We start from the raw sequence: 23,888 nt of genomic DNA, 5'->3' as shown, positions 1-23,888 counted from the left end.
CAGTTCGCGCCATGCGTGGTCGTGCTGGGAGCAGTCGAGCAGGGCGTAGGTGTGGGTTGGGTTGTCCATGTTTTTTCTTGTCGCTTAGCGGACCAGGAAACTGCTGGCCTTGGCCGCCGCGTTTTTAAGGCATTCGATGCAGATGGCGCTGCCGGTGGGCAGGGCGGGCAAGGCCGCCGCGCCGCTACCGCCGCCGTCGAAGATGTGCTGGCCGCCCTTGACGGTGAAGTTGCCGGGGCAGGCGAAGGTGATGTCGCCGCCGTCGAGCGTGATGCTGGATTGGCCGGCCTGCAGCACGATCTTTTTGCTGGCCTTGATTTCGATGCTGTCGTTGACGGAGATGACGGTGATCTCTTTGTCGGCCAGGNGTGATGCTGGATTGGCCGGCCTGCAGCACGATCTTTTTGCTGGCCTTGATTTCGATGCTGTCGTTGACGGAGATGACGGTGATCTCTTTGTCGGCCAGGATCTCCAGCTCGCCGGTGTGCGCCTGTAGCGACACGGGGCCGTTGCCGGCGAAGGCCTGGATGCCGCCAGCATGGCTGAAGAAGCTGGCCGCGTTGCCTGCCACCGAGGACACGGTATGTGCCGCCGCCAGGTGCAAATCGCCCTGCGAAGTCCATTGCAGCTGCTTGCCCGCGAAGAGGACGGTGGAGGCGGGCGTGGCCCAATTGATGCTGGCNATGTGCCGCCGCCAGGTGCAAATCGCCCTGCGAAGTCCATTGCAGCTGCTTGCCCGCGAAGAGGACGGTGGAGGCGGGCGTGGCCCAATTGATGCTGGCCGGGGCGTCCATCAGCACCAGCGGGGCGCCGAATTTTTCCACCGGCTTGGCGCTGTCGGCTTCGCGCGAACCGGCTTGCGCCTTGACGGCCTGCTGGCCGTTGACCGCGCCGGCGTGCTTGCCGCTTTGCTGCGGATCGACCTGGGTGATGAAGTCCTTGTGCGCGGCGGCGGCGTCCTTGCTGGTGAGGGCGTGCTGCGCGGTCGCGGCGTCGCCCAGTTGCTTGGCCAGTTCTTGGGCGGCTTTCAGCTGCGCCAGCGCTTCGGCGGTGTCGAGCTGCGTGGACGTGATGCCGCTGCCTTGCGCGTTGCGCGCGCTGGTGGTGAGCAGCACGCCTTCGGCGCCGCGCACCACGGCCCAGGCGTCGGTGCGCAGTTCGAAGCCCGCGCCGCGGTAGCTGCCGCGTTGCGCGGAACCGGGCGCTTGCTGAATCAGGTAACCCAGGTTGAGCTGCGTGGCGGCGCTGCTGCTGGCCAGGCGTGTGCGCACTTGTCCGGGGGTGTCGTCCAGCTGCCATTGGCCGTAGCCGCTGCGGTCGAAGTTGTGGCTGTGGATGCCGCTGATGGTGCCGGCGTGGTTGACGCCCGCGTCCACGCCCGCCGCGAAGGGCGGGACGTCGCTGCCGGTGTAGAGCTGGGCCACGACAACCGGACGGTCCATGTCGCCTTCGATGAAGTCGACCAGCACTTCGGTGCCGATGCGCGGCGTGAACTGGGTGCCCCAGTTGGGGCCGGCCAACGCTTCGGCCACGCGCACCCAGGTGCCGCTGCGCTCGTCGCCGGGGGCGCTGCCTTTGGCGTCGGTGTTGTGGGCCATGCCGCCGGCATTGGCGCCTTCGCCGCGCTGCCAGGCGAATTGCACGCGCACCTGGTGGTCGCGCGTGGTGGTGGAGATGGCGTCCGCCAGGCCGACCACAATGGCGGTTTGCGGGCCGAGCGCGGTGCTGGCGTGCGGCGCGGCCGTGGCTGCGGGGACGATGGCGACGGCTTCGCGCACGCAGCCAAAGCTGTTGCGGTAGGTGCCGGCTTCCACGCCGAACGCAGGGCCGCCCTTGATCGATGCGTCGAAGTTGTTGCGCGCTTCGTGTTCCACCCACAGCACCTTGAAGCCGTTGGCGCCGTCGGCATAGCGTTCGTGCTGGATGAGCTGGAAGCTGTGGCCGTGGGCCAGGCGGCGCACCGCGCCGCTGCCTTCAAAGACCTTGTTGTTCAGTTCCAGGGCCTGCAGCATCAGCAGGCTGTGCGGATCGGCGGCGCCGTGGCCGGTCTCTTTGCCGCTGGCGATGCGTTCGCCGCTGCCGTCGTAGATGGCCAGCGCCGGCAGCTCGCCGGCTTCCAGGCTCGATTGCTGCTCGGCCGATGGGGCCAGCAGCTGCGCGGGGTCCCAGCTGGCGATGCTCACCGCGTTGGGCTGCACCTGGCGGCGCGCGGCGAAGCGGTCGATGGCGTCATCGGTGTCGGTGGCGCGCACGCCGTGGAAGCGCAGTTCGGCGCCGCCGGGCATGGCGGGCGCTTGCGCCTTGCTGTCGAAGATCACCAGCTTGTGCTTGGACTGGCCATCGCCCTTGCCGCTGTCCGCACCGGGCGGGTCGTGCTCGAAGCGCCAGCTCAGGCCTTCGGAGGCGAGCAGGCGCTCGAAGAATTCGAAGTCGCTTTCGCGGTATTGCGTGCAGATGGGGCGCGGCGCCAGTTCCTGCGTCACGTCGAAAGAGAAGCGCACCTGCGGGTAGTCTTCCAGCAGCTCGGTGATGATGTCCTGCGCGTTCTTGTCCTGGTAGATGTAGCTGTCGCGGCGCAGGCGCAGCAGCGCGAGCGCCGGTTCCAGCAGCAGGCGGTAGCGCGCCACGCCGCCATCCGCGCCCAGCCAGGCCGCTTCGGTGCACAGGCCGTGCCAGGCGCGCTGGCTGCCGTCCGGCTGCAGCAGGGTGAGGGTGAGCTCTTCTCCGATGAACTGGTCGAGTTCCAGGTCGGTGGAGGTGCTGAGCGCGTGCACTTCAAAGGCGTACAGTTCGTTCACGCCTTCGCGGGCCGTGAAGTGCTCGGCCATCAGCGATTCGGGCAGGGCGCGGTCCTGCGCGCTGGCCAGCGTGAGCAGGCGGGCGTGCTGGCTCAGGCCCGTGCCGAATACGCCGAGCGGGGAGGTGAGCGAGGATGCCGAAACCATCAGGGCAGGGTGATGGTGAGGTTGGCCACGCGCGGCGCCATTTTCACGACGTCGTTATAGGCATGCAGGCGTTCGTCGGTGTGGCGGCCGAGCGAGGTGCGCAAGCCGATGTAGCCCAGCACGCAGATCAGCCCGAACACGGAGCACAGCACCCACAGAGGCAGGTCGCTGCGCAATTTGTGCGCCACCTGGTCGGGACGCTCGGCGTGCGGCGCGAAGCCGCCGCGCTTGCCCTTCATCTGGGCGATCTCGTCGCCCAGGCGGCTGGTCAGGTAGGCCAGCTTTTCCGAGCCTTCCAGGATGTAGCGGCCCTGGAAACCGAGCAGCAAACACATATGGAACACTTCCAGCGCCTGCACGTGGGCCGCGCCGCGCGCGCGCAGCGCTTCCAGGCGGATGTAGAAATTCTCGCCCGCCAGCTGGTCGCCGAACAGCTGCAGCTGCAGCGGGCGCCGTTCCCACGCGTCGCGGATGGGGTAGGGCGAGCGCAGGATGATCTCGTCGACAGCGGCGCAGAAGGCGTATTTGGCGGCGTCGATGTCGTCCGGCGAGGCGTTCTGCTTGCGCGCGTTGCGGCCGAATTCGTCCAGGAATTGCGTCATCTTCGCCGCGAAATCGGCGTTGTCCTGCGGGCCGCTGCCGTTCTTCAGCATGAACAGGGCGTAGAAGCCGTCATACATCAGGTCTTGCAGCGTTTGCGGTTTGTTCGACGCCGGCGCCGGGGCGGATCCGGCGCCGGGGGAAAACAGGGAAGGTGCGGCCATGGTGTTCATTGTGTTCTGTCTCCGCTCAGGAAGTAACGGCCAGCAGGTCCAGCTTCAGGTCGCGTAAGCCGGATGGCACATAGATGGAAATCGATTGGGCTTGCAGCATGCGTTCGTACATCTGGCCCTTGCCTTCGATGGCGAAGTAGCAGGCGTCCGGCCGCACAGGGATGGCGGCGGGCACCTGCGGCGCGTGCTGGATGCGCACGCCCGGCATGGCCGACAGCACGAATTTTTCCACGTCGTCCGGCGCGCCGATCTTGAAGCGCAGCGGCACCACGTCCACCAGCTCCACCGCCGGCAGGTCGGCCGAGACGGCCAGGTAGAAGGTGGTTTTCTCGTCGATCTTGCCGCTGTCGAGCATGCCGTGGTGGTAGGACGGCTTGTTCTCGTTGAGCGCAATGGCGAAGTATTTGGACGAGATCACCGTGTCCAGCAGTTCGCGGATGATCTGGTGCAGGCGCGCGAACGCGGGGCCGGGATCGGCGTGCTGGTAGGGCGGCAGGTCGGACAGGGTCCAGCTCTTGGAAAAGGTCATCAGCGCACCGGCCAGCGACAGCAGCTGCTCGTACAGGCGTTCCGGGTGCAGCGCCGGGTGGTGGAAGTAATGCGTGAGGCCGGCGAAGGCGGTGCTGGCCGTGTGCAGCAGCCAGAACGAGGACATGTCGCCGGAACGGAATTCGATCACGTGGCGGCTCGGTTCGCGGTGGTGGCCCTGCAGCGCGCTGACCTTGGCCTGCAGCGCGTCGATCAGGCGGCGCAGCTGCAAAAACAGCAGCGGCGCGCTGCGGATGGACAGCGAGGGCGGCACGAAGGACGGGTCCAGCTCGAAACCGCCGCTGGCGGCGCGGCGCAGGCGCAGCAGCGGGAAGTGGGTGTAGGAATCGCGCGGCTCGTGGTCGGGCACCAGGCGCACGGCTTTTTTCAGGTAGCTCAGCTGGGCTTGCGCGGCCTGCGTGTACAGGTCGGGCGTGTCGGCATTCGATTGCACGAAGCGCACGCCGTTGCTGCCCGGGCCGGTCTGGCCGGCCATGCCGAAGTTGCCGCCGAAGGGCTTGAAGGCGGGCAGGGCGGCGTAGAAGGTCACGCTTTGCTGGCTGTGCGGGATCTGGCTCAGGTCCACGGTGTCCGGCAGTTCGTCCGCGCCGGGGGCGTCGTACAGCTCGCCGTCCTGGAAGCGCAGCGACAGTTCCAGCAGGCGCAGCGCGTTGTTGGCCAGCGCTTCGCGGTCGATCTCGATCTGGTTCACGCCCCAGGCGTAGGGGTGCAGCACCTTCACGCTCTCGTGCAGCCGGTGCTCGTGATAGCGGTCCTGCTGCTGAAAATGCTGCGGCCGCAGGAACAATCCCTCACCCCAAAGTACCTTGTTTGTCATGTTATCAAAACGGAAATTTAATAAGTAGCAGAACACTAACATTTCTTTAGGAAACATGTCGCAAGCGAGCGCGGCAATCGTGCGCAGCCTAAAAAATCGGCAGGTTTCCAGGTGAAATTCAATTGAACGCGCCCAACAATAAATTTCTGATAATGTGTCGCCGAAGTAACAAGTTAGCAATTGAATATCTCTTTTTTGCAAGTCAGTCCGAGGAAAGCATGAAACCTGTACATACCCTGCGCCGCCTGGCCGGCGCTACCAGCTGCGCGGTCATCCTGAGCGCGTGCAACACGGTGCCGCAAGTGCCGGAGATTCCGAAGCCGACCGTCAGCGCCCTGATGGAAAAGGCCAGCCAGGCAGCCTCGTCCGGCCAAAAGGAGCAGGCCGTGACGTTGTGGAAGCAGACCGCCGCCGCTTTCCCGGCTGAAAAAGCCCCCTGGGTCAGCATCGCCCAGACCCGCTACGACGCCGGCCAGTACGGCGAAGCCATCGTGAGCGCGCAGGAAATCCTGGTGCGCGATCCGAACGACCAGCTGGCCAACAGCATCATCGCCATCAGCGGCCTGCGCCTGTCCACGCGCGCGCTGGCCGACCTGAGCCGCCAGAACAATCTGAGCGGCCCGCTGCGCACCGAGTCGCAAGACCTGGCCAAGCTGCTGCGCGAAAGCCTGGGCGAAACCGTGCTGGTACCGCCGCAGCCGGTGCAGGCGTCCGCCGTGAAACCGCCGCCGGCGCGCGGCGGCACGCCCGCCAAGAAGGGCGCCAAGGCGCGCCAGGAATCCAGCGCCGATCCGTTCAGCGGCCTGAAATAACCCGTAACCAGTCGATAACAGGGGAAAACCATGTCTAAAAGTGAAAGTGTCCAGAAGCGCCTGACCAAGGTGCGTCCGCCGCGCGTGCAGATGAGCTACGACGTTGAAATCGGCGACGCCATCGAAAGCAAGGAACTGCCCTTCGTGATGGGCGTCGTCGGCGATTTCGGCGGCAACTCCGAGGTGGAGCAGAAGCGCCTGAAGGAACGCAAATTCGTCGGCATCGACCGCGACAACTTCGACGAAGTGATGAAGGGCGTGGAGCCGCGCGCCGCTTACCGCGTGGCCAATGAGCTGGGCGAAGACGGCGGCCAGTTCGCGGTGGACCTGAAGTTCAAGTCCATGGACGATTTCCGCCCCGAGTCCGTGGTGCAGCAGGTGGAGCCGCTGCGCAAGCTGCTGGAGGCGCGCACCAAGCTGGCCGACCTGCGCAACAAGCTGGCCGGCAACGACAAGCTGGAAGACATCCTGAACGATGTGTTGAGCAGCACCGAAAAACTGGCGCAGCTGAGCGGCGCCAAGCCTGAAGCAAAGGAATAAGCCATGTCCGCCCAATTGAGCCCTGAAGCCGCCGCAGCGCCGGCGCACAGCAGCGAATCGGCCCTGCTGGACCAGATCGTCGAGCAGAGCAAGGTGGCCAAGTCCAGCGTGGAGCACGCGCGCGCCAAGGACCTGATCTCGGAGCTGGTGAACCAGGTGATGGAGGGCACGGTCGTCGTGTCCGATAACCTGGCCGCCACCATCGACGCCCGCGTGGCCGAGCTGGACCGGGTGATCTCGGCGCAGCTGTCGGCCGTGATGCACGCCCCGGAGTTCCAGAAGCTGGAAAGCAGCTGGACCGGCCTGCACTACCTGGTGAAGAACAGCGCCACCGGCACCAACATGAAGATCAAGCTGCTCAACGCGACCAAGAAGGAACTGGTGAAGGACTTCCAGAGCGCCCTCGAATTCGACCAGAGCACCATGTTCAAGAAGGTCTACGAGGAGGAATTCGGCACCTTCGGCGGCGCCCCCTTCGGCGCACTGCTGGGCGACTTCGAGATCACCCGCCAGCCGGAAGACATGTACTTCATCGAGCAGATGTCGCACGTGGCGGCCGCCGCGCACGCGCCCTTCATCAGCGCTGCCTCGCCGGAGCTGTTCGGCCTGGACAGCTACAGCGACCTGGGCAAGCCGCGTGACCTGTCGAAAGTGTTCGACACCGTGGAGTACACCAAGTGGAAGTCCTTCCGCGAATCGGAAGACTCGCGCTATGTCGGCCTGACCCTGCCGCGCTTCCTGGGCCGGCTGCCGTTCAACCCGGCCGACGGCGCCACCACGGAAGGCTTCAACTTCGTGGAAGACGTGGACGGCACCGACCACCAGAAATACCTGTGGTGCAACGCGGCCTACGCCTTCGGCACCAAGCTCACCGCGGCCTTCGAGGACTTCGGCTGGTGCGCGGCGATCCGCGGCGTGGAAGGCGGCGGCCTGGTGGAAGACCTGCCGACCCACACCTTCAAGACCGATGAAGGCGAAGTGGCGCTCAAGTGCCCGACCGAGATCGCCATCACCGACCGCCGCGAGAAGGAGCTGAGCGACCTCGGTTTCATCTCGCTGGTGCACTGCAAGAACACGGACTACGCGGCCTTTTTCGGCGCGCAGTCGGCCCAAAAGGCCAAGAAATACAACACCGACTCGGCTAACGCCAACGCGGTGCTGTCGGCGCAGCTGCAGTACATCTTCGCCGTGTCGCGCATTGCGCACTACATGAAAGCCATGATGCGGGACAAGATCGGCAGCTTTGCTGCCGCCTCCAACGTGGAGGACTTCCTGAACCGCTGGCTGACGCAGTACGTGCTGCTCGACGATAACGCAACGCAGGAACAGAAGGCCCAGTTCCCGCTGCGGGAAGCGTCGGTGCAGGTGGCGGAGGTGCCGGGACGGCCAGGCGTTTACCGCGCCGTGTCGTTCCTGCGCCCCCACTTCCAGCTCGACGAGCTTTCTGTTTCGCTCCGATTGGTCGCGGAGCTGCCTGCTTCGACCAAATCCTGATTTTTTAAAGTCCATCACCAACTGAAAGGAATACCATGGCAATCGACGTCTACCTGCAAATCGACGGTATCAAAGGCGAGTCCACCGACAACGCCCACAAAGACTGGATCGAAGTCAAGTCCGTCCAGTTCGAGGTGCTGCAGCCTAAGTCGGCCACCGCGTCGACCGGCGGCGGCCACACCGCCGAGCGCACCGAACACAAGGACATCGTCGTGCACAAGCTGGCCGACCTGGCCACGCCTATCCTGCTGCAGACCTGCTCTTCCGGCAAAACCATTCCAAAGGCGAAGCTGGAGTTCCTGCGCGCCGACGGCCAGGGCGAGCGCATCAAGTACTTCGAAATCGAACTGGAAAATGTGCTGATCGGCTCCGTGGCGCCAGCCATCGCCGAAGGCAACATCTTGAGCGAAGACGTGTCGATCAAGTACTCGAAAGTGAAGTGGAAGTACACCCAGCAAAAAGTGGGCGGCGGCTCCGGTGGCAACACCTCGGGCGGCTGGGATCTGTCGGCCAATAAGACGGCCTAAGCATGTGCAGTATGGTCGGACAACTTAGCCAGGAACCGTCATGCCAGTAAAGGGTTACACGCCAGGGTTGTTCGACCGGCTCCTTGACGAGCCGACGCACGGTGCCGGAGGCAGCTCGGGCACCGTTGCGCGCCTGTCCATCGAGGAGATGAAGGATGCCGTGGCACGCGACCTGGAAGCGCTGCTCAACACCCGCGCCGTGGTGCGCGAAGACCTGCTGAAACGCTTCCCCGAATGCGGCCGCTCCATCGCCAGTTACGGCCTGAGCGACTTCGCCGGCCTGTCGCTGTCGAGTACGGACGACCGGGCCTACATCTGCCGCGCGCTGGAACGCGCCATCCTGCGCCACGAGCCGCGCCTGCGCAACGTGCAGGCCTCGCTGGAAGTGCGGGAGGGCGCCATCAACCGCCTCGGCTTCAACATCACCGCGCTGCTGGTTGCCAGCGCCACCCAGGAACCCGTCAATTTCGACGCAGTGCTGCAACCATCGAGCCTGCATTACACCATCAGCAAGGCACGCCGCACGGCGCAGCCAGGAGCCTGACTTGGAACAGCTGTTACCTTATTACGAACGGGAGCTCGGCTTCCTGCGCCGCTATTCGCGCGAATTCGCCGAGCGCTACCCGAAAATCGCCGGCCGGCTCCTGGTCGGCGGCGAGGTCTGCGAAGACCCGCACATCGAACGCATGATCGAATCGTTCGCGCTGCTCAACTCGCGCGTGGCCAAGCGCCTGGACGACGACTACCCTGAATTCACCGAAGCGATGTTCGAGGTGATGTACCCGCACTACCTGCGGCCATTTCCTTCCTGTTCCATCGCCCGCATGGACTACAGCGGCGCCGCCGCGCAGCTCACCGCCGCCAGCGACATCCCGCGCGGCACGCAGCTCACCTCGCGCCCGGTGCGCGGCGCGGCCTGCACCTTCCGCACCGCCTACCCGGTGACGGTGGCGCCGCTGGCGCTCACGCAGGCCTCGTTCGACGCCATTATTTCGCTGCCGGAAGCGCTGCGCGCGCCGGCCGGCGCCACCTCCAGCATCAGCATCACGCTGGCGGCCACGTCCGAGCAGGCCGGCCCGCTGCAGCTGGGACTGGGCAAGCTGCGCTTCTTCATCGACGGCGAGCCGTCCTTCTGCGCGGCCCTGCGCGACGCGCTGTTCATGCGCACCGTGGCGGCCTATGCTGAAGCGGACGGCAATGGCCGCTGGGTGCAGCTGCAGGCGTCGCCGCTCACCCCCGCCGGCTTCGAGGAAGATGAATCGCTGATCGACTTCTCGGCCCGCTCGCACGCGGCCTACCGCCTGCTGACCGAATACTTCTGCTTCCCGGAGAAGTTCAACTTCTTCGACATCGATATGGCCAGGCTGGCGGCGGCACTGCCGTCCGGCGCGCGCAGCGTCACGCTGCACCTGGCGCTGTCCGGCCTGCGCACCGATTCGAACGTGGCGCGCATGCTCGGCACGCTGAACCCGAACAACGTGCTGCTGGGCTGCACGCCGGTGGTGAACTTGTTCCGCCAGCGCGGCGAACCGATCCGCCTGACCCACACCACCGCCAGCTATCCGGTGCTGGCCGACGCGCGCCGCGCCTTCGCCTACGAGGTGCAGGCCATCGACTCGGTGCGCCTGGTGCGGCAGACGCCGCAGGGCGAATCCATCACCACCTTCCGCCCGTTCTATTCGCTCAAGCACGGCCAGGCGCCGGAGAAGAGCGGCCATTACTGGGTCGCGCGCCGCAACGAGACCGTCGCCGAGAAGAGTCCGGGCTTCGAAACCGAGATCACCATCGTCGACATCGACTTCGATCCGGCCGAGGTGGAAACGGACACCCTCAGCCTGGAGCTGAGCTGCACCAACCGCGACCTGCCGTCCATGCTGTCCTACGGCATGCGCGGGGGCGACCTGTTCATGGAAGGCGGCTCCAGCGTGCGCTCCATTAGCCTGCTGCGCAAGCCGACCGCCTCGCAGCGCTTCGAGCGGGGGCGCGGCGCGCACTGGCGCCTGATCTCGCACCTGTCGCTGAACCACCTGTCGCTGGACGAGGACGGGCTGGATGCTTTCCGCGAAATGCTCACCTTGTACGACTTGCCGCGTTCCCCGGCCACGCAGCGCCAGATCGGCGGCGTGCTCGGTATCGCCCACAAGGCGGCCAACACATGGCTGCCGGGGAACCCCTTTGCCTGCCTGGTGCGCGGGGTGGAAGTGCGGCTGACCATCGACGAGGAAGCCTTCGTCGGCAGCGGCATCCACGCCTTCGCCCACGTGATAGAGCGCTTCCTCGGCCTCTATGTGCACGCCAACAGCTTCACGCAGCTGGTCGTGCTGTCCCATAAAACCGGAGAGGAACTGCTGCGATGCTTGCCACGAAGCGGCGATTTGAGCCTGCTGTAATCGAGCGCCTGTTCGCCGAGCCTTACCGTTTCGAGTACTTCCAGGCGGTGCGCATGCTGGAGCTGTGGCTCAAGAAGCGCGGCGTGCCGCAGGAGGGCGCGGTGGCGAACTTCCTGCGCTTCCAGAATTCCACCTCGCTGTCCTTCCCGGCCAGCGAGCTGGAATCGCTGCACCCCGAGCCGCGCGAGATGCCGCGCGACGCGCGCGGGCTGGGCGAGGCGCTGCAGGCGTCCGAGCTGAAATACGTGCGCATGACGCCCACCTTCATGGGCTTCCTCGGCAGCAGCGGCACGCTGCCGGCGCACTATACGGAACGCATCGCCGCGCACGCGCTGTACCAGCGCGACGATGGCCCGCGCGCCTTCCTGGACACCTTCTCCAGCCGGGCGCTGGCCCTGTTCTACGAGGCCTGGCGCAAATACCGGCTGGAGCTGAAGTACCAGGGCAGCGGCAAGGACGGCTTCCTGCCTTTGCTGCTGTCGCTGGCGGGACTGGGCAACGCTTCCTTGCGGCGCCGCATGTCGGACCACGGCGACGGGGTGCTGGACGAGTCGCTGGGTTATTTCGCCAGCGCGATACGGCAAAAGCCGGCGTCGGCTTCGCAGGTGGCGCGCGTGCTGTCGGAATACTTCAACCAGCAAGTGCGCATCACCCAGTTCATCGGCTGCTGGTACGACGTGCCGCCCACCCAGCAAAGCACGCTGGGCGGCAGCAACGCGGTACTGGGCGGCGGCGCCATGGCCGGGGCGCGCGTGTGGCAGCGCGACCTGCGCATGCGCCTGGTGATCGGGCCGCTGGACCGCGCCAGTTTCGAATCCTTCCTGCCGGGCGGGAAGGCGGCCAGGGCGCTGGCCAGCATGCTGGCCATGTTTACCGGCCTGACCCTGGAGTACGAAGTGCAGCTGGTGCTGCGCGCGGCGGACGTGCAGGGCACCAGCCTGAGTGACGAGCGCAGCGGCGGGCGCCTGGGCTGGGACAGCTTCGTGCTGACCGGCGGCCAGGCGCAGGACCGCAGCGACGTGCGGTATGAAATACACACATTATAAAAAGGAGTAGGGCACCATGAGCATCAACCTGAAAACGCTGATCGGCAAATTGAACGATACCTGCCGCGTGGCCGCCACGCGCGCCGCCGGTATCTGCGTGTCGTTGGGCCAGTTCGAAGTGGACGTCGAGCATTTGTTCCTGGCCCTGCTGGAACAGCCGAAGAGCGACCTGGTGGTGATCGCGCGCCGCAGCGGCATCAGCGTGAGCATGCTGGAAGCGGATTTGCAGGCGGAGCTAAGCCGCTTCAAGAACGGCAACACGCGCACGCCGGTGTTCTCGGCGCGCCTGCCCAAGCTGATGGAAAACGCGTGGCTGATCGCCTCGCTGGACATCCAGTCCGGCCGCGCGGTGCAGATCCGCAGCGCCCACCTGCTGCAGGCGCTGCTGACCGACTCCGAACTGTCGCAGCTGGCGCAGCGCAGTTCCAAGCTGTTCGCCAAGTTCGAACTGGAACAGATCCGCCATAAGCTGGACGAGATCACGGACGGTTCGCAGGAAGCCGTGCCGGCCTCGCAGGGCGGCGGCGTGGAAGAGGGCGGCGATCCGGTGGGCGACATCGCCGCCAGTGCGCCGGGCAAGACGCCCGCGCTGGACCAGTACACCACCAACCTCACGCAGCGCGCCGCAGACGGCAAGGTCGATCCCGTGATCGGGCGCGACGACGAGATCCGCCAGGCCATCGACATCCTGATGCGCCGCCGCCAGAACAATCCCATCCTCACCGGCGAGGCCGGCGTGGGCAAGACCGCCGTGGTGGAAGGCCTGGCGCTGCGCATTGCCGAAGGCGACGTGCCGGACGTGCTGAAGGGCGTGCAGATCCACACGCTGGACATGGGCCTGCTGCAAGCCGGCGCCAGCGTGAAGGGCGAGTTCGAGAACCGCCTGAAGAACGTGATCGACGAAGTGCGCAAGAGCCCGCACGCCATCATCCTGTTCATCGACGAAGCCCACACCATGATAGGCGCCGGCGGCCAGGCTGGCCAGAACGATGCGGCCAACCTGCTCAAGCCGGCGCTGGCGCGCGGCGAACTGCGCACCATCGCCGCCACCACCTGGGGCGAGTACAAGAAGTACTTCGAGAAGGACGCCGCACTGGCGCGCCGCTTCCAGGTGGTGAAAGTGGAGGAGCCGAGCGAGGAGCTGGCCTGCGCCATGCTGCGCGGGATGGCGCCGCTGATGGAGAAGCATTTCAACGTGCGCGTGTATGACGAGGCGATTACCGAGGCGGTGCGCCTGTCGCACCGCTACATCATGGGCCGCCAGCTGCCGGACAAGGCCATCAGCGTGCTCGATACCGCCTGCGCCAAGGTGGCGCTGGGCCAGAACGCCACGCCGGCCTTGCTGGAGAACCTGGCGCGCAAGCAGGAGCGCATGAACGCGGAAATCGCGTCGCTGGAGCGCGAGCAGGCTGCGGGCGGCGGCGTGGTGCACGGCGAGCGCCTGAAGCAGCTGCGCGAGGACAATGCGGCGGCCGCGCAGCAGCATGCCGAACTGGCGGCGCGCTGGGAGCAGGAAAAGCACTTGACGGAGCAGATCAAGGCGGCGCGCGTGGTGCTGGAAGCGGGTGGCGAAGGCGGCCAGGCCGATGCCAGCCAGGGCAAGGACGTGCAGGCGCTGCTGGCCGAGCTGAAGGCGCTGCAGGGCGAAACGCCGATGGTGCCGGTGCAGGTGGACGGCAACGTGGTGGCCGGCATCGTGGCCGGCTGGACCGGCATCCCGCTCGGCAAAATGGTGAAGGACGAGATCAAGACCGTGCTCAAGCTGAAGGACATGCTGGAAGAGCGCGTGCTGGGTCAGCCGCATGCGCTGGAGGCGGTGGCGCAGCGGGTGCGCACCTCGCGCGCCAACCTGGACGATCCGAACAAGCCGAAGGGCGTGTTCCTGTTTGTCGGCCCCTCCGGCGTGGGCAAGACCGAGACCGCGCTGGCGCTGGCGGACGTGCTGTACGGCGGCGAGCGCAAGCTGGTCACCATCAACATGAGCGAGTACCAGGAAGCGCACAGCGTGTCGGGCCTGAAAGGCTCGCCGCCGGGCTACGTGGGCTATGGCGAAGGCGGCGTGCTGACCGAGGCGGTGCGCCGCAACCCCTACAGCGTGGTGCTGCTGGATGAAGTGGAGAAGGCGCACCCGGACGTGCTGGAGCTGTTCTTCCAGGTGTTCGACAAGGGCGTGATGGACGACGCCGAAGGCCGCGAGATCGACTTCCGCAACACCATCATCATCCTGACGTCGAACGTGGCCTCGTCCACCTTGATGCAGGCTTGCCTGAACAAGACGGCGGAGGAACTGCCGACAGCCGATGCGCTGGAGGAGATGATACGTCCGCAGCTGAGCAAGCAGTTCAAGCCGGCCTTCCTGGGCCGCTTGAAAGTGATCCCGTTCTATCCGATTCCGGACGACGTGCTGGCCGAGATCATCGAGCTGAAGCTGGGCCGCATCGGCCAGCGCATCGGCGCCAACCACAAGGCGGAGTTCAGCTGGGACGAGGCGCTGGTGGATGCCGTGCTGGCGCGCTGCACCGAAGTGGACTCCGGCGCGCGCAACGTCGATCACATCTTGAACGGCACCTTGCTGCCAGAAATCGCCGAATCCGTGCTGGCCAAGATGGCGGAAGGGGCGGCGATAGCCAAGATCAAGGTCGGCGCCAACAAGGACGGCAAGTTCAAGTACACCATCCGCTAAACGGCTTTTCCCTTGAGCGTGGCAAGCTTCCAGCCCAGCCACGCCATCGGAATATAGGCGCCCGCCAGGTCCAGCACGTTGAACCACATGGGCGCGGGCAGCATCGTCACGGCGCCAATGCCGCCGGCCAGGAACACCACGCCTGTCAGCATCGCCAGATGGAACTTGCGGCTGGCCGCCAGCAGGGCTGCCGCTGCGGCGCCGGCGAACGTGCCGAGGGCGTGCGCCAGGAAGGGGAACAGGAAGTGCCTGGCCTCGAACAGGGGCATGGCCGCCTTCAGGCCTTCCATGGTTTTCACATCGGTGCCGGCGGGCGGCGGAATGACGCCGCCGCCGATGCTGATGAGGGTGCCGTTGACGGCGCTGCCGATCAGCACACCGGCGACCGCCGCAAGGATGTTACGCAGTGTCGGGTTCATGGGGGGCTTCTCAGGCGGGCAGCCAGCGCGGCTTGGTTTCGGTGTGCCACTCGCGTTCCACCGGGCCGTCGAATTCGGGCTCCAGCGTGCCGAGGGTGACGGCGATGCGGTCGGGCGCCTGCGTGCTGCGCCAGTACAGGTTGGAGCCGCATACGCTGCAGAAGCCGCGCCGGCCATGGTCGGACGATGCGTATTCCGTCACCAGATCGGCGCCGCGTTCGAAGGCGAAACCGGCGCTGGCCACGTTGGCATACGACCCCGCCGCCGCGCCATGCTGTTTCTGGCACATGGTGCAATAGCAATGGCTGGCATGCTTGACCGGCCCCTCGGCCCGGTAAGCCACGCCGCCGCATAAGCAACTGCCGTGTAGCATGGGCATTCCACACCTCCATTGAAGGATTCAGTGTGCTGCAACTTGCACGGTTTTGCAACCGGAACCGCACATGGACGGCGGGCTGAAATCAGTCCTGCGGACGGCCCTTCACGCCCAGGAGCTCTTCGATGTGGTCCATCGAGGCCTGGTCCTTGACGACGGAGCGCAGCCAGCTGTGGAGGTCCTGCTCTGCTGCGTCGGCGGCCTTGTCGGCGAAGTAGGAGACGGGGCTGTGCGGCTCGGTGCGGCGGAAGAACTGGGCCACGGTGCGCAGCTGGGCCACGGCCTGGCTGCGGCTGTGGATGGCGCCGGGCGCGCCGGACGGGGCCAGCTGCATTGGCGCGCCGGGTGCTGCCTGGCCGTTCTGCGCGTGGCCGTTGGCGAGCCCGTCGTCGTAACCCGCCTGGCCTGCATCGTTCATGGTGTCTCCTTCGCTGGCTTGGGCTGCTGCGATGGCGGCGCTGGGCGGCAGCACGTGGATCAGGGCTTGCAGCGCTTCGCGCGCGGCGGAAAAACCGGGGCTGTCGTCGCCCAGGCGGGCGTCGGCGGCCTGCTCGAAGGCGCGCAGCGCTTCCTGGCAGGCGGCGGCATCGGCCGCCAGCGCTTCGCGGAATTGCGGGGAACTGTTGCGGCGCGCCGCCTCCAGGTCCGCCAGTTTCAGGCCGCCCGGCGGCGGGCCGCCGTTGCTGGCCTGCTTGCGCGCGGTCTCGAAATCGACCATGGAGTAGGCGCTGCCGCGTCCCTCTGTGAGCGGGATGGCGCGCAGCAGCGCGGGCGTGCGCGCCAGTATCCAGCTCAGGTTGCCGATGCGCTGTTCGTTGTCGCCGTCCGCTTCCGGAAACAGGCCGTTGTACCAGTATTGTTCGCACAGGCCGGCCAGCACGCGGAAGCCTTCCGCCAGTCCGCGCAGGCCGTGCTTCTTGGCGCCGGCTTCGGCGAGCCACACGGCCAGGCGCAAGTCCTTGCTGCGCGTTTCGAGCAGCACGGCGCAACGCTGCACCACAAAGCCCCAGTCGGCCTCTTTCAGGTCGGTGACCCATTCGCCCTGGTCAAGCGAGGGATCGTCGAAGGTGCGCGCTTCGCTGATCGCGTCCAGTTCGGGCGAAAAGGCCAGGTCGTAGCCGCCGGGCTGGGCGTCGCTCACCGGCTTGAGGATCTGTTCTGCTGAAAACATGAGAGCTTCCTTATTGCTGCGCCATGCGGAATTCGATGCGGCGGTTGCGTGCGCGGCCTTCGGCGGTGTCGTTGGTGGCGACCGGACGGTCCGGACCCTGGCCCGAGGCGGTCAGCAGGTCGCCGTTGATGCCGTGGCTGGCCAGGTAGGCTTTCACCGCCTCGGCGCGCGCCTGGCTCAGGCCCTGGTTGGTGGCGCGCAGGCCCACGCTGTCGGTATGGCCGATGATGTCGACCTTGCGGCCCTTGAGCTTCTGCAGCGCGGCCACCATTTCGTCCAGCACCTTGCGGCCGGACGGCGTGAGGCTGGCCTGGCCGCTCTCGAATTCGACGATGCGGTTGTTCAGCGCGCTGTCCAGGATGCCCTGGTCGCTGGCCGACACGCGCAGGCCGTTGTTCACGGTGTAGGTAGGGTTCAGGCTGAGCGCGGCCGCGCTGGCCAGCGCCTGGCGCTGCGCTTCATTGGCCACCTCGCCGCGCAGGGTGACGGTGCTGCCGTCGATTTTCAGCTGTCCCCGGCTGATCTGCTTCAGGTCCGGTGTAATGAGCTTTTGCACATAGGCGTTCCAGTTGGCCGGGGTGACCACCTGGCCGACCGAGATCTGGTCCACCACCTTGTCGGCGCCGTAGACTTCGCGCAGCTTGGCCAGCACGCTGGCCTTGCTGGCCTCGTCGGCCACGGTGCCGCTGGCCAGTACCTGGCCGGGTTGCGGGGCGGCGGGCGCTTGGGCCTGGGCAGGTGCTTGGAGCGCGCCGGCCAGTGCGAGTAATAGGAGAGCGGTGTAGCGCATGGTCAGGTTCCGATAAATGCCGCGTGCAGCGAGTCCAGCGCGGATTTGAGTGACAGATTGGGTTGCGACAGATAGGTGGAGGCCTTCTTGCTGGCGTAGTCGGAGTCCACGTGGTCCTCCACCCAGTCCAGCTGGTCGAAGGCGATGTGGTGTTCCAGGCCTACCTGCGGGTCCATGATGGCTTGCAGCGTTTGCGCCGAGGCGCCGCTGAAGCCCAGCACCAGCGCGGGACGCTGCGCCACGCGGGTGAGGAAGATGGCCAGCTCGAAGTCGGCGCGCGCCAGGAAGGGCGTGATCAGGTGCATCCAGTAGGCGGCCACCAGGTTGCGGTACATGGGGTCGTTCGGCAGCGGCAGCAGCAGGCTCTTTTCGAGGCGGCTGGAACTGCTGGCCAGCACCGGCTGCAGCAGCATGCCCAGCGCGAGCAGCATCTGGCGCACCGAGCCCTGGAAACCGGCCTGCGACAGCATGGCGTCCAGGCCGCCGATGGTCTGCATCTCCATGAAGTCGTTGAAGGCGGCGTCGTAGGCGGCGGGGCGCAGGTCCAGCTCCACCACGTGGGCGGCAGCGGCCTGCAGCGCGGACGTGGGCTCGGACGCCTGCAGCACGCCGGCGGTGAGGCTTTCCAGGCGGGTCCACAGTCGGCTCAGCACCAGGGGCGCGTTCGGCACGAAGCCGGCCGGTTCCGGCGCTTCCATGCTGCTCATCATGAGGAAGGGGAAGCGGCGGCTGGACTGGTCGCTGCTGGCGACGATGTGGCCGCCGATGGCGTGCCGGCGGCGCGGGCCGACAAAGGCGAAGTGCAGCGGCGCCAGCGCGTCGTAGGTGAGCTTCCAGCGCGCGTCAGCGCTGAGCAGGTCCATGGCCTGGGCCAGCCAGTCGTCCAGCACTTTGATCAGGGCGGGGTTGTCGCTGCCCTTGACGAAGTCGCCACGGCTGGGGATCTTGCCGAAATAGCCCACTGCTGCGGGAGTGACGTTGCGGCTCATTGCTGCACCTCCGCGACGCGCGCGCCGGTGGCGGCCATGGTGGTCTGGGGCGGTGCCTGCGGCGCCGTCATGCGTGGGCGGATGGCCGGCGCAGGCTGGGCCGGCGTGGCAGGGACCGTGCCCGGAGCGTTGGCTGGAGCGTTGGCTGGAGCGTTGCCGGGCGTGTTGCCGGGCGCGTTGGCAGGGGAGGGCGCGGGGGCTGCGGCCGGGCCGGCACGCAGGGGGCCTCCCTGGGCCGCGCCAGCCGGCGCCTGGCCTGCGGCGGCTGCGCTGGCCGGGGCCGCAGGCGCAGGGGCTTCGGCCACGGCCGGGATCACCACGGCATCCGGCAGGCGCAGGCGGCGGAAGCCGGAGGCTTGCTGGGGCACAGGCGCCGGCGGCGGGGCCGGCGTGGCGTTGATTTTCAGGTTGGCGGTAACGGTGACGCCGGCATTCATCCAGGTCAGCTCGAACACGCCGCCGTCTTTTTTCTTGCGGGTGGAGGCGTCGATCATTTTCTTCAGGCCGAAGTGGCCGGTTTCGTTCAGGAGGACCACCGAGCGGCCCTCCGGGGTAATGGCGGTGATGCGCGCGCCGGGCACGCCTTGCGGGTTGGGCCAGACCATGTGCACCCATGGCTGCGGCTGGCCGCGCCAGCGCAGCGCCTGGCCGTCGATCTCGATGGTGAATTCGGTGGCGCCCACGGTGCTCAGCGCCTGCAGGTCGAAGCGGGTCTGCGCGTCGCCTTCACTGGAGGCTGCGGCGTTGGCCACGCCGCCCGCGTTCAGCGGCGCCACCCAGGCCGGGAAGCTGGCCGCCACGGTGGGCGCCAGGTTGATGCCCATGTTGGCCCAGGTGCGGCTGCTCAGGGTGTCGCCACGGCGCACCACCAGCGGGCCGACGGTGGTGTTGAAGAACTTGGCGATGGCGCCGTCCGGTCCGAAAATCTCGCCGATTTCAGCGTTGCTGGCCTCGGCCTTCGACTCGGTGGCGAAAGGGTATTTCAGCGCCAGGTTCTGGCGGAACGGGGTCAGCACCTGCGCCGCCCACACCTTGTTGATCTCCTGCTCGGCGGGGCGCACGATGACGGCGAAGGTCTGCATCAGCGGCCGCACGAGGATGGGGCGCAGCGACTGCTTCTGCGCATCCGTCATCCCGGTCAGCATCTGCTCGTCCACGTAGCGCAGCGCGTCGGCCAGCTCGGAGCCGCTGCCGTCCAGGGTCTGCTGCATCAGCTGCTTGGCGCCGGGACCGGGGTCGCCCTGGTTCTTGATGTTGTTGAAGCGGCCGCGCAGCTTGGCCAGCTGCTCCATGTAGCCGCGCATCAGGGAGGCGTCATTGTCCTTGGCCACCACCAGGCGCGCCACGCCGGCGAACTCGCGGCCCACGGGGCCCAGCGGCAGGGCGGCGTTCTGCGCCGACGCGGCGGGCAGGTTCACGTTGATCTGCGAGGGCTTCTGGCGCAGGATGGTTTCGCGGAACCAGCCCGACACGCCGCGCTGCGCGCGCTGCATGCCGGCGTCCAGCAGCGAGGGATTGTCCCACGAGGTCTGCTGGTAGACGGTGGAAATCAGCTTGTTCAGCGGCGACAGCTGCGGATCGCCCAGGCGGTTCATGGCCGAGGCGGCGGTGTCGAAGCCGTCCAGGTCGCGGATGGTCACGCCCTGCACGAATTTCTGCCATTCCTTGGCGTAGTCGTTCTTGTACAGGTCCACCAGCGATTTCTGGATCTGCTCCGGGCTGCCTTCCAGGGTCAGGTCGTCCTTGGAGGCGGTCTTCAGCACCCAGTCGGCGCTTTGCAGTTCGCGGTTGGCCGCTTCGCGGAAGGCGTCCTGCACATAGCCTTCCCAGGCTTCGCGGGTGAAGCTGCCGGGGATGGCGTAGCTGCCCAACATCAGTTCCTTGTCCTGTTCGCCGACGATGCGCGCCACCGTCATGGACGGGTAGCGGGTGGCGGCGCGCGCCTTCACGTCGGCGTACACGCGTTCGCGCGCCGGCATGCCGCGCACCACGCGGCGCAGCTTGTCGCGGTTCTGGTCCACCAGGGCCAGCTTGTTGTCCAGCGTGGGCCAGGAGGTGTCGTTGATCTGCGCCAGATGGAAGGAGATCATGCGCTCGGCGCTGCGTATCATCTGCTCGCGCGGCATGGCGCCACGGTTGGCGTCCAGCCATACGCGCCAGAAGCGGGTCAACTGGTCGCTCAGGTGGCCGGCTTCGGCGCGCGATTTATCGCCCAGCATGAGGTAGGTTTTCAGCGCGTTGTAGGCGTCTTCCGCGTTGTTCGGCGAGGCGTCCTTGAATTGCTGGGAGCCGTTCGCCACGGCGGCGGCTGTACTTGCGGCTGTAGTGGCGCCTGCCCCGGCGGCGGTGGCGGTGGCGCCGTCGCCGGCCGCCGCAGCGCGCACCGAGGGCTGCATCGGTTCGGTGCTGTTGTTTACTTCCGCCAGGAAGGCTTCCAGCGACTGGCCCACGGGGGTGAGCATCACTTCGCGCACGCCGTGGAAGTATTCTTCCTTGAGCTTGCGTTCCAGCGTCTGGCCCTGGTACAGGCCCAGGCTGAGCGAGAGCGGGCGGCTTTTCTTGTAGTTGTCCAGCTGCTCGATGCGGTCCTGCAGCACTTCCAGCGCCTGGAAGCGCGATTGCAGGTCGAAGCGCTTGTCCTGCAGGCGCACGGCTTGCTGCAGGTCCGCTTCCACGTTGGCCACCAGCTGGCGGTTGTTCATGTAGGACCAGCTCCAGCCGCCCAGCGCCAGGCCGACAAAGGCGGTGGCGGCGAAGAAGGCGGCGTAGCGCATGCGGGTCTGCGCCGGGCTGGCGTATTGCGCCACCAGGTTCTTATCCGCGAAGATCACGGTGCGGAACAGGTTGAGCAGGAAGTAGCCCTTTTGCTGGTAGGCGCCGTCCGCGTGGTGCGGCTGCAGCTTGAGGTCGAATCGCTGCGCCACGCGCTGCGACGAGGCCGACACGGCTTCGCCTTCCTGCAGCGCGCTGGTAAAGTAAAAGCCGCGGAACACGGGCTTGAACTGGAACGGGTTTTCCTCGAACAGCGTGGCGATGAAGGTGCGCAGCGGGCCCTTGATGGAGGCGAATTCCAGCGGGAAGGTGAACACGCCCGGCGGCATGCGTTCGCGCCATTGCAGCGCCATGCTGGCGCGGCTCATGTCCTTCAGGCCGTCGTGCAGCTCGTCGAAGCGGGCGTCGAACTGGTCCAGCACCTGGGTGCTGGTGGTGTGCTGGCTGTAGGGCAGGGTGGCGCCCCATACGCGGTCGCGCTCACCGAGCTCGCTGTCCTGGAAGAATTCGTTGAAGCCATTGATCAGGTCGGCCTTGGTGAACACCACGTACACGGGCGCGTGCACCGCCAGGCGTTCCGTCACCTCCTGCACGCGCTGGCGCAGGTTCTTGGCCAGGTTGATGGCGAATTCGGGCCGGTTGCCGGCCAGTTCTGCCACGCTCACGGCGATGATGACGCCGTTGATGGGCGCTTTCTTGCGGTATTTTTTCAGCAGGTCGAGGAAGCCGAACCATTCCGCGCGGTCCTCGTCGGCCACCGAGTAGCGGCCGGCGGTGTCGAGCAGGATGCCGTCGGTGGTGAAGAACCAGTCGCAGTTGCGGGTGCCGCCCACGCCCTGCACGATCTTGCTGTCGGCGAAGGGGAACTGCAGGCCGGAGCTGGCGATGGCGGTGCTCTTGCCGGCCGCCGGGTTGCCGATCACCATATACCACGGCAGCTCGTACAGCGCCGCGTTGCCGGAGAACTGGCCCAGCTTGGACTGCTTGATGGTGGCGATGGCGTCCAGCATGCGCTTGCGCAGTGCATCGGTTTCCTGGCGCTGCAGGGCGTCGGCCTTGGGCGACGCCTGGTTGACTTGCTGCTCCAGCATGTCGCCCAGCTGGCGCGACTTGCGCTGGTGGCGCTGGCGCCTGAGCAGCCAGCCCACGGCGCCGATGGCCAGCGCCACCGCGAAGATGGTCCAGGCCAGCGAGGCGGGCTGCTGCAGCAGGGCGGCGCCGATCAGCAGGAAGGCGGCCAGCGCGATCCAGCCGACCAGCAGCAGGAAGGCGCGCGAGGTGAAGAATTGCCGGAGTGTTTGGGTAGTCATATTGGTCTTGGTTGAGGTCAAGCGGGTGTTGCATTCGGTGTTGCTGGCGGCTGGATCAGGGCCGCGCAGCGCAGGACGGGGTCTTCGTTGGCCATGCACAGCACGGGCGCGCCGCGCTCCTGCGCTTCGTGCCAGCCCAATGCCAGCGCGGCCAGGAAGCCGGCGCTGCCGGCCTGGCCGGTGGCATTGCCCAGCGCGAGAATGTCCTGCACCGGGTCGAGCTTGGGCTGGGCGGCATGGGCGGCCGCCATCAATTCCATCACGCGGGTGCTGCGGTGGCCGGTGTCGGCCACCACCAGCGGGACTTCCGCGCCTGCCGGCAGCGGCTTCAGGACCTGCTGCGCCAGATCCTTCAGCACGGTGCAATCGCCGTTGCGCGCCTGCGCCACGTCTTTCGACCGCTGGCCAGCGGCGACTGCGGCCAGCAGCGGATACGGCCCGCCGTCCAGCAGCGCGGCTTGCTCGGCGTCCGCCAGCAGCAGGCCGGCGGCGGCCTCGCCCGGCATGGCGCCTTGCGGACGGGCGGCGGTAAACAGCAGGCCGTTCGCGGCCCAGGCGTCCACCGTGGCGTCGCCGATGTGGGAGGTGCAGGCCAGCAGCACGGTCAGGCACGGCTCGCCACCGTGCTGGAGCGCCGCCAGCACCGGGCCGGGCGATTGGCCGGGCCGGGTGTTGACGGCAATGCGCTGCTGCGGCCAGCCGGCCTGCGCCACCTGGTGGCTCAGCCAGCGGCCGGCTACGTCGCGCCATTGGCTGTTCCAGTCCGGCGGCAGCAGGGCGATCAGCTGCAGCATGGGCACGGCGTTCAGGGCGCGCGCGGCCTGCGCCGCGGTGCCGCGGCCGTTTTCGGCGTTGTCGCCGGCTTCGGCTGCCTCGGCCACGCGCGGATGCGCGGCAGCGGCGGCGGCCAGGTGTTCGATGGCGGGCCTGGCCAGCGCCATGGCGCGCCAGAACTCGTCGTGCGCATACAGCGCGGGCAGGCCTTGCGCGGCCAGCCACTCGGTGATTTGCTGCTGCGCGCCTTGCTGGTCGATGCCGCCGGCCCGTGCGCACATGACGGGGTAGCCGTCGTCGTCGTACAGTTCCTTGTCCAGGTCGGGGCGGGCCTTGTGGTCCGCCATGGCGCCGGCCAGGGCGGCAGCGCAGTCGCCGTGCGGCGCGTGCAGCGTGGCGGCGGCGATGGCCAGCACGGCCGGCGGGGGCGGGGCGCTGCCGGCTGCGCCGGCGGCGGCTGTGCCGTCCGGGCCGGCGCCGCCCGCCGCCGGGGCGGACGGCTGCCCGGCGCGCGCGCTCCAGGCGGCTGCGCCTTTGCGCACCAGCCAGTAGCCCAGCAGCAGCGACAGCGGCAGCGCCACCAGGTAAACCGCCAGGTCGGCGGTGTCGGGCAGGCGGTTGGTGCTGCGCCAGTACCAGACCGCGCCGGACCAGCTGCCGCCGAAGGCCAGCGCCGACAGCAGTATCCCTTTGAGCCAGACGTTCATGCGC

The 23,888-nt window shown here is 67.1% G+C and carries 20 protein-coding genes; 8 read left to right on the top strand and 12 right to left on the bottom strand.

The genetic code is table 11. From position 1 onward, the window contains the following. Nucleotides 1-84 precede the first annotated feature (84 nt). The 5 genes from ASC94_RS33510 to tssK form a co-directional block, all read right to left on the bottom strand. Nucleotides 85-318, bottom strand: a complete 234-nt coding sequence (locus tag ASC94_RS33510; RefSeq protein ID WP_267875087.1) for a DUF2345 domain-containing protein — start codon at nucleotides 316-318, stop codon at nucleotides 85-87. 50 nt (nucleotides 319-368) lie between these two features. Continuing rightward, a partial coding sequence (locus ASC94_RS33505) for a DUF2345 domain-containing protein (RefSeq protein ID WP_267875086.1) occupies nucleotides 369-628 on the bottom strand: 260 nt, incomplete at its 3' end. A gap of 55 nt (nucleotides 629-683) precedes the next feature. Beyond that, on the bottom strand, nucleotides 684-2,945 hold a 2,262-nt coding region (locus ASC94_RS05725), incomplete at its 3' end, for a type VI secretion system Vgr family protein (RefSeq protein WP_229417169.1). Continuing rightward, nucleotides 2,945-3,718: a type IVB secretion system protein IcmH/DotU gene (gene icmH, locus ASC94_RS05720; protein WP_056391923.1), complete on the bottom strand. Its 774-nt coding sequence runs from the start codon at nucleotides 3,716-3,718 to the stop codon at nucleotides 2,945-2,947. The genes ASC94_RS05725 and icmH, both read right to left, overlap by 1 nt. 16 nt (nucleotides 3,719-3,734) lie before the next feature. Beyond that, on the bottom strand, nucleotides 3,735-5,084 hold the full coding sequence (gene tssK, locus ASC94_RS05715; RefSeq protein WP_056391921.1) for a type VI secretion system baseplate subunit TssK: 1,350 nt from the start codon (nucleotides 5,082-5,084) through the stop codon (nucleotides 3,735-3,737). A 218-nt stretch (nucleotides 5,085-5,302) separates the two neighbouring features. Between tssK and ASC94_RS05710 the strand changes: the two genes are divergently transcribed. The 8 genes from ASC94_RS05710 to tssH are packed head-to-tail and all read left to right on the top strand — an operon-like array spanning nucleotide 5,303 to nucleotide 14,576. Further along, entirely contained in the window at nucleotides 5,303-5,896 is a 594-nt protein-coding gene (locus tag ASC94_RS05710) for a M48 family metallopeptidase (protein WP_056391919.1), read from the top strand. 30 nt (nucleotides 5,897-5,926) lie between these two features. Further along, nucleotides 5,927-6,436, top strand: coding sequence for a type VI secretion system contractile sheath small subunit (gene tssB / locus ASC94_RS05705; protein WP_056391917.1), 510 nt, complete (start codon nucleotides 5,927-5,929; stop codon nucleotides 6,434-6,436). A 3-nt stretch (nucleotides 6,437-6,439) separates the two neighbouring features. Next, on the top strand, nucleotides 6,440-7,930 hold the full coding sequence (gene tssC / locus ASC94_RS05700) for a type VI secretion system contractile sheath large subunit (RefSeq protein ID WP_056391916.1): 1,491 nt from the start codon (nucleotides 6,440-6,442) through the stop codon (nucleotides 7,928-7,930). Nucleotides 7,931-7,965: 35 nt separating this feature from the next. Next, nucleotides 7,966-8,457 carry a type VI secretion system tube protein Hcp gene (locus ASC94_RS05695; protein ID WP_056391891.1) on the top strand — a complete coding sequence of 164 codons (492 nt, stop codon included), beginning with the start codon at nucleotides 7,966-7,968 and terminating at the stop codon, nucleotides 8,455-8,457. A gap of 40 nt (nucleotides 8,458-8,497) precedes the next feature. Continuing rightward, the gene (gene tssE, locus ASC94_RS05690; protein WP_056391888.1) at nucleotides 8,498-9,001 is read left to right on the top strand and encodes a type VI secretion system baseplate subunit TssE; all 504 of its coding nucleotides are present in this window, start codon (nucleotides 8,498-8,500) and stop codon (nucleotides 8,999-9,001) included. Between the two features lies 1 nt (nucleotide 9,002). Then, on the top strand, nucleotides 9,003-10,847 hold the full coding sequence (tssF, locus tag ASC94_RS05685; RefSeq protein WP_056391886.1) for a type VI secretion system baseplate subunit TssF: 1,845 nt from the start codon (nucleotides 9,003-9,005) through the stop codon (nucleotides 10,845-10,847). Beyond that, nucleotides 10,811-11,893 carry a type VI secretion system baseplate subunit TssG gene (gene tssG / locus ASC94_RS05680; RefSeq protein ID WP_056391883.1) on the top strand — a complete coding sequence of 361 codons (1,083 nt, stop codon included), beginning with the start codon at nucleotides 10,811-10,813 and terminating at the stop codon, nucleotides 11,891-11,893. The genes tssF and tssG overlap by 37 nt, the downstream gene beginning before the upstream one ends. 16 nt (nucleotides 11,894-11,909) lie before the next feature. Next, entirely contained in the window at nucleotides 11,910-14,576 is a 2,667-nt protein-coding gene (gene tssH / locus ASC94_RS05675; protein WP_056391881.1) for a type VI secretion system ATPase TssH, read from the top strand. On the opposite strand, the gene ASC94_RS05670 is transcribed toward tssH, so the two are convergent. From ASC94_RS05670 to ASC94_RS05640, 7 genes are all read right to left on the bottom strand, one after another. Next, on the bottom strand, nucleotides 14,573-14,995 hold the full coding sequence (locus ASC94_RS05670) for a hypothetical protein (protein ID WP_056391879.1): 423 nt from the start codon (nucleotides 14,993-14,995) through the stop codon (nucleotides 14,573-14,575). The two genes, tssH and ASC94_RS05670, sit on opposite strands and share 4 nt — an antisense overlap. Before the next feature lie 10 nt (nucleotides 14,996-15,005). Beyond that, on the bottom strand, nucleotides 15,006-15,338 hold the full coding sequence (locus tag ASC94_RS05665) for a GFA family protein (RefSeq protein WP_162251394.1): 333 nt from the start codon (nucleotides 15,336-15,338) through the stop codon (nucleotides 15,006-15,008). A 118-nt stretch (nucleotides 15,339-15,456) separates the two neighbouring features. Beyond that, complete coding sequence (gene tssA / locus ASC94_RS05660; protein ID WP_056391875.1) at nucleotides 15,457-16,542, bottom strand: type VI secretion system protein TssA; 1,086 nt, start codon at nucleotides 16,540-16,542, stop codon at nucleotides 15,457-15,459. Nucleotides 16,543-16,552: 10 nt separating this feature from the next. Continuing rightward, on the bottom strand, nucleotides 16,553-17,332 hold the full coding sequence (locus ASC94_RS05655) for an OmpA family protein (RefSeq protein ID WP_056391873.1): 780 nt from the start codon (nucleotides 17,330-17,332) through the stop codon (nucleotides 16,553-16,555). Nucleotides 17,333-17,334: 2 nt separating this feature from the next. Continuing rightward, nucleotides 17,335-18,321, bottom strand: a complete 987-nt coding sequence (gene tagF / locus ASC94_RS05650; protein ID WP_056391870.1) for a type VI secretion system-associated protein TagF — start codon at nucleotides 18,319-18,321, stop codon at nucleotides 17,335-17,337. Continuing rightward, nucleotides 18,318-22,403: a type VI secretion system membrane subunit TssM gene (gene tssM, locus ASC94_RS05645; protein WP_082616192.1), complete on the bottom strand. Its 4,086-nt coding sequence runs from the start codon at nucleotides 22,401-22,403 to the stop codon at nucleotides 18,318-18,320. The genes tagF and tssM overlap by 4 nt, the downstream gene beginning before the upstream one ends. Nucleotides 22,404-22,420: 17 nt before the next feature. Further along, the gene (locus tag ASC94_RS05640; protein WP_056391867.1) at nucleotides 22,421-23,884 is read right to left on the bottom strand and encodes a hypothetical protein; all 1,464 of its coding nucleotides are present in this window, start codon (nucleotides 23,882-23,884) and stop codon (nucleotides 22,421-22,423) included. Nucleotides 23,885-23,888: the final 4 nt, after the last annotated feature.

The sequence above is a fragment of the Massilia sp. Root418 genome, assembly GCF_001425265.1.
Lineage (GTDB): Bacteria > Pseudomonadota > Gammaproteobacteria > Burkholderiales > Burkholderiaceae_D > Rugamonas.
This window is presented reverse-complemented; position numbering and strand designations above follow the sequence as displayed.

Bases quoted from the DNA above. Each gene is read 5' to 3' on its own strand.
- tssC (WP_056391916.1), top strand. From the start codon at position 6,440: ATGTCCGCCCAATTGAGCCCTGAAGCCGCCGCAGCGCCGGCGCACAGC.
- ASC94_RS05695 (WP_056391891.1), top strand. From the start codon at position 7,966: ATGGCAATCGACGTCTACCTGCAAATCGACGGTATCAAAGGCGAGTCC.
- tagF (WP_056391870.1), bottom strand. From the start codon at position 18,321: ATGAGCCGCAACGTCACTCCCGCAGCAGTGGGCTATTTCGGCAAGATC.
- ASC94_RS05640 (WP_056391867.1), bottom strand. From the start codon at position 23,884: ATGAACGTCTGGCTCAAAGGGATACTGCTGTCGGCGCTGGCCTTCGGC.
- tssE (WP_056391888.1), top strand. From the start codon at position 8,498: ATGCCAGTAAAGGGTTACACGCCAGGGTTGTTCGACCGGCTCCTTGAC.
- tssH (WP_056391881.1), top strand. From the start codon at position 11,910: ATGAGCATCAACCTGAAAACGCTGATCGGCAAATTGAACGATACCTGC.
- ASC94_RS05670 (WP_056391879.1), bottom strand. From the start codon at position 14,995: ATGAACCCGACACTGCGTAACATCCTTGCGGCGGTCGCCGGTGTGCTG.
- tssK (WP_056391921.1), bottom strand. From the start codon at position 5,084: ATGACAAACAAGGTACTTTGGGGTGAGGGATTGTTCCTGCGGCCGCAG.
- icmH (WP_056391923.1), bottom strand. From the start codon at position 3,718: ATGAACACCATGGCCGCACCTTCCCTGTTTTCCCCCGGCGCCGGATCC.
- tssA (WP_056391875.1), bottom strand. From the start codon at position 16,542: ATGTTTTCAGCAGAACAGATCCTCAAGCCGGTGAGCGACGCCCAGCCC.
- ASC94_RS05710 (WP_056391919.1), top strand. From the start codon at position 5,303: ATGAAACCTGTACATACCCTGCGCCGCCTGGCCGGCGCTACCAGCTGC.
- tssM (WP_082616192.1), bottom strand. From the start codon at position 22,403: ATGACTACCCAAACACTCCGGCAATTCTTCACCTCGCGCGCCTTCCTG.
- ASC94_RS05655 (WP_056391873.1), bottom strand. From the start codon at position 17,332: ATGCGCTACACCGCTCTCCTATTACTCGCACTGGCCGGCGCGCTCCAA.
- tssB (WP_056391917.1), top strand. From the start codon at position 5,927: ATGTCTAAAAGTGAAAGTGTCCAGAAGCGCCTGACCAAGGTGCGTCCG.
- tssG (WP_056391883.1), top strand. From the start codon at position 10,811: ATGCTTGCCACGAAGCGGCGATTTGAGCCTGCTGTAATCGAGCGCCTG.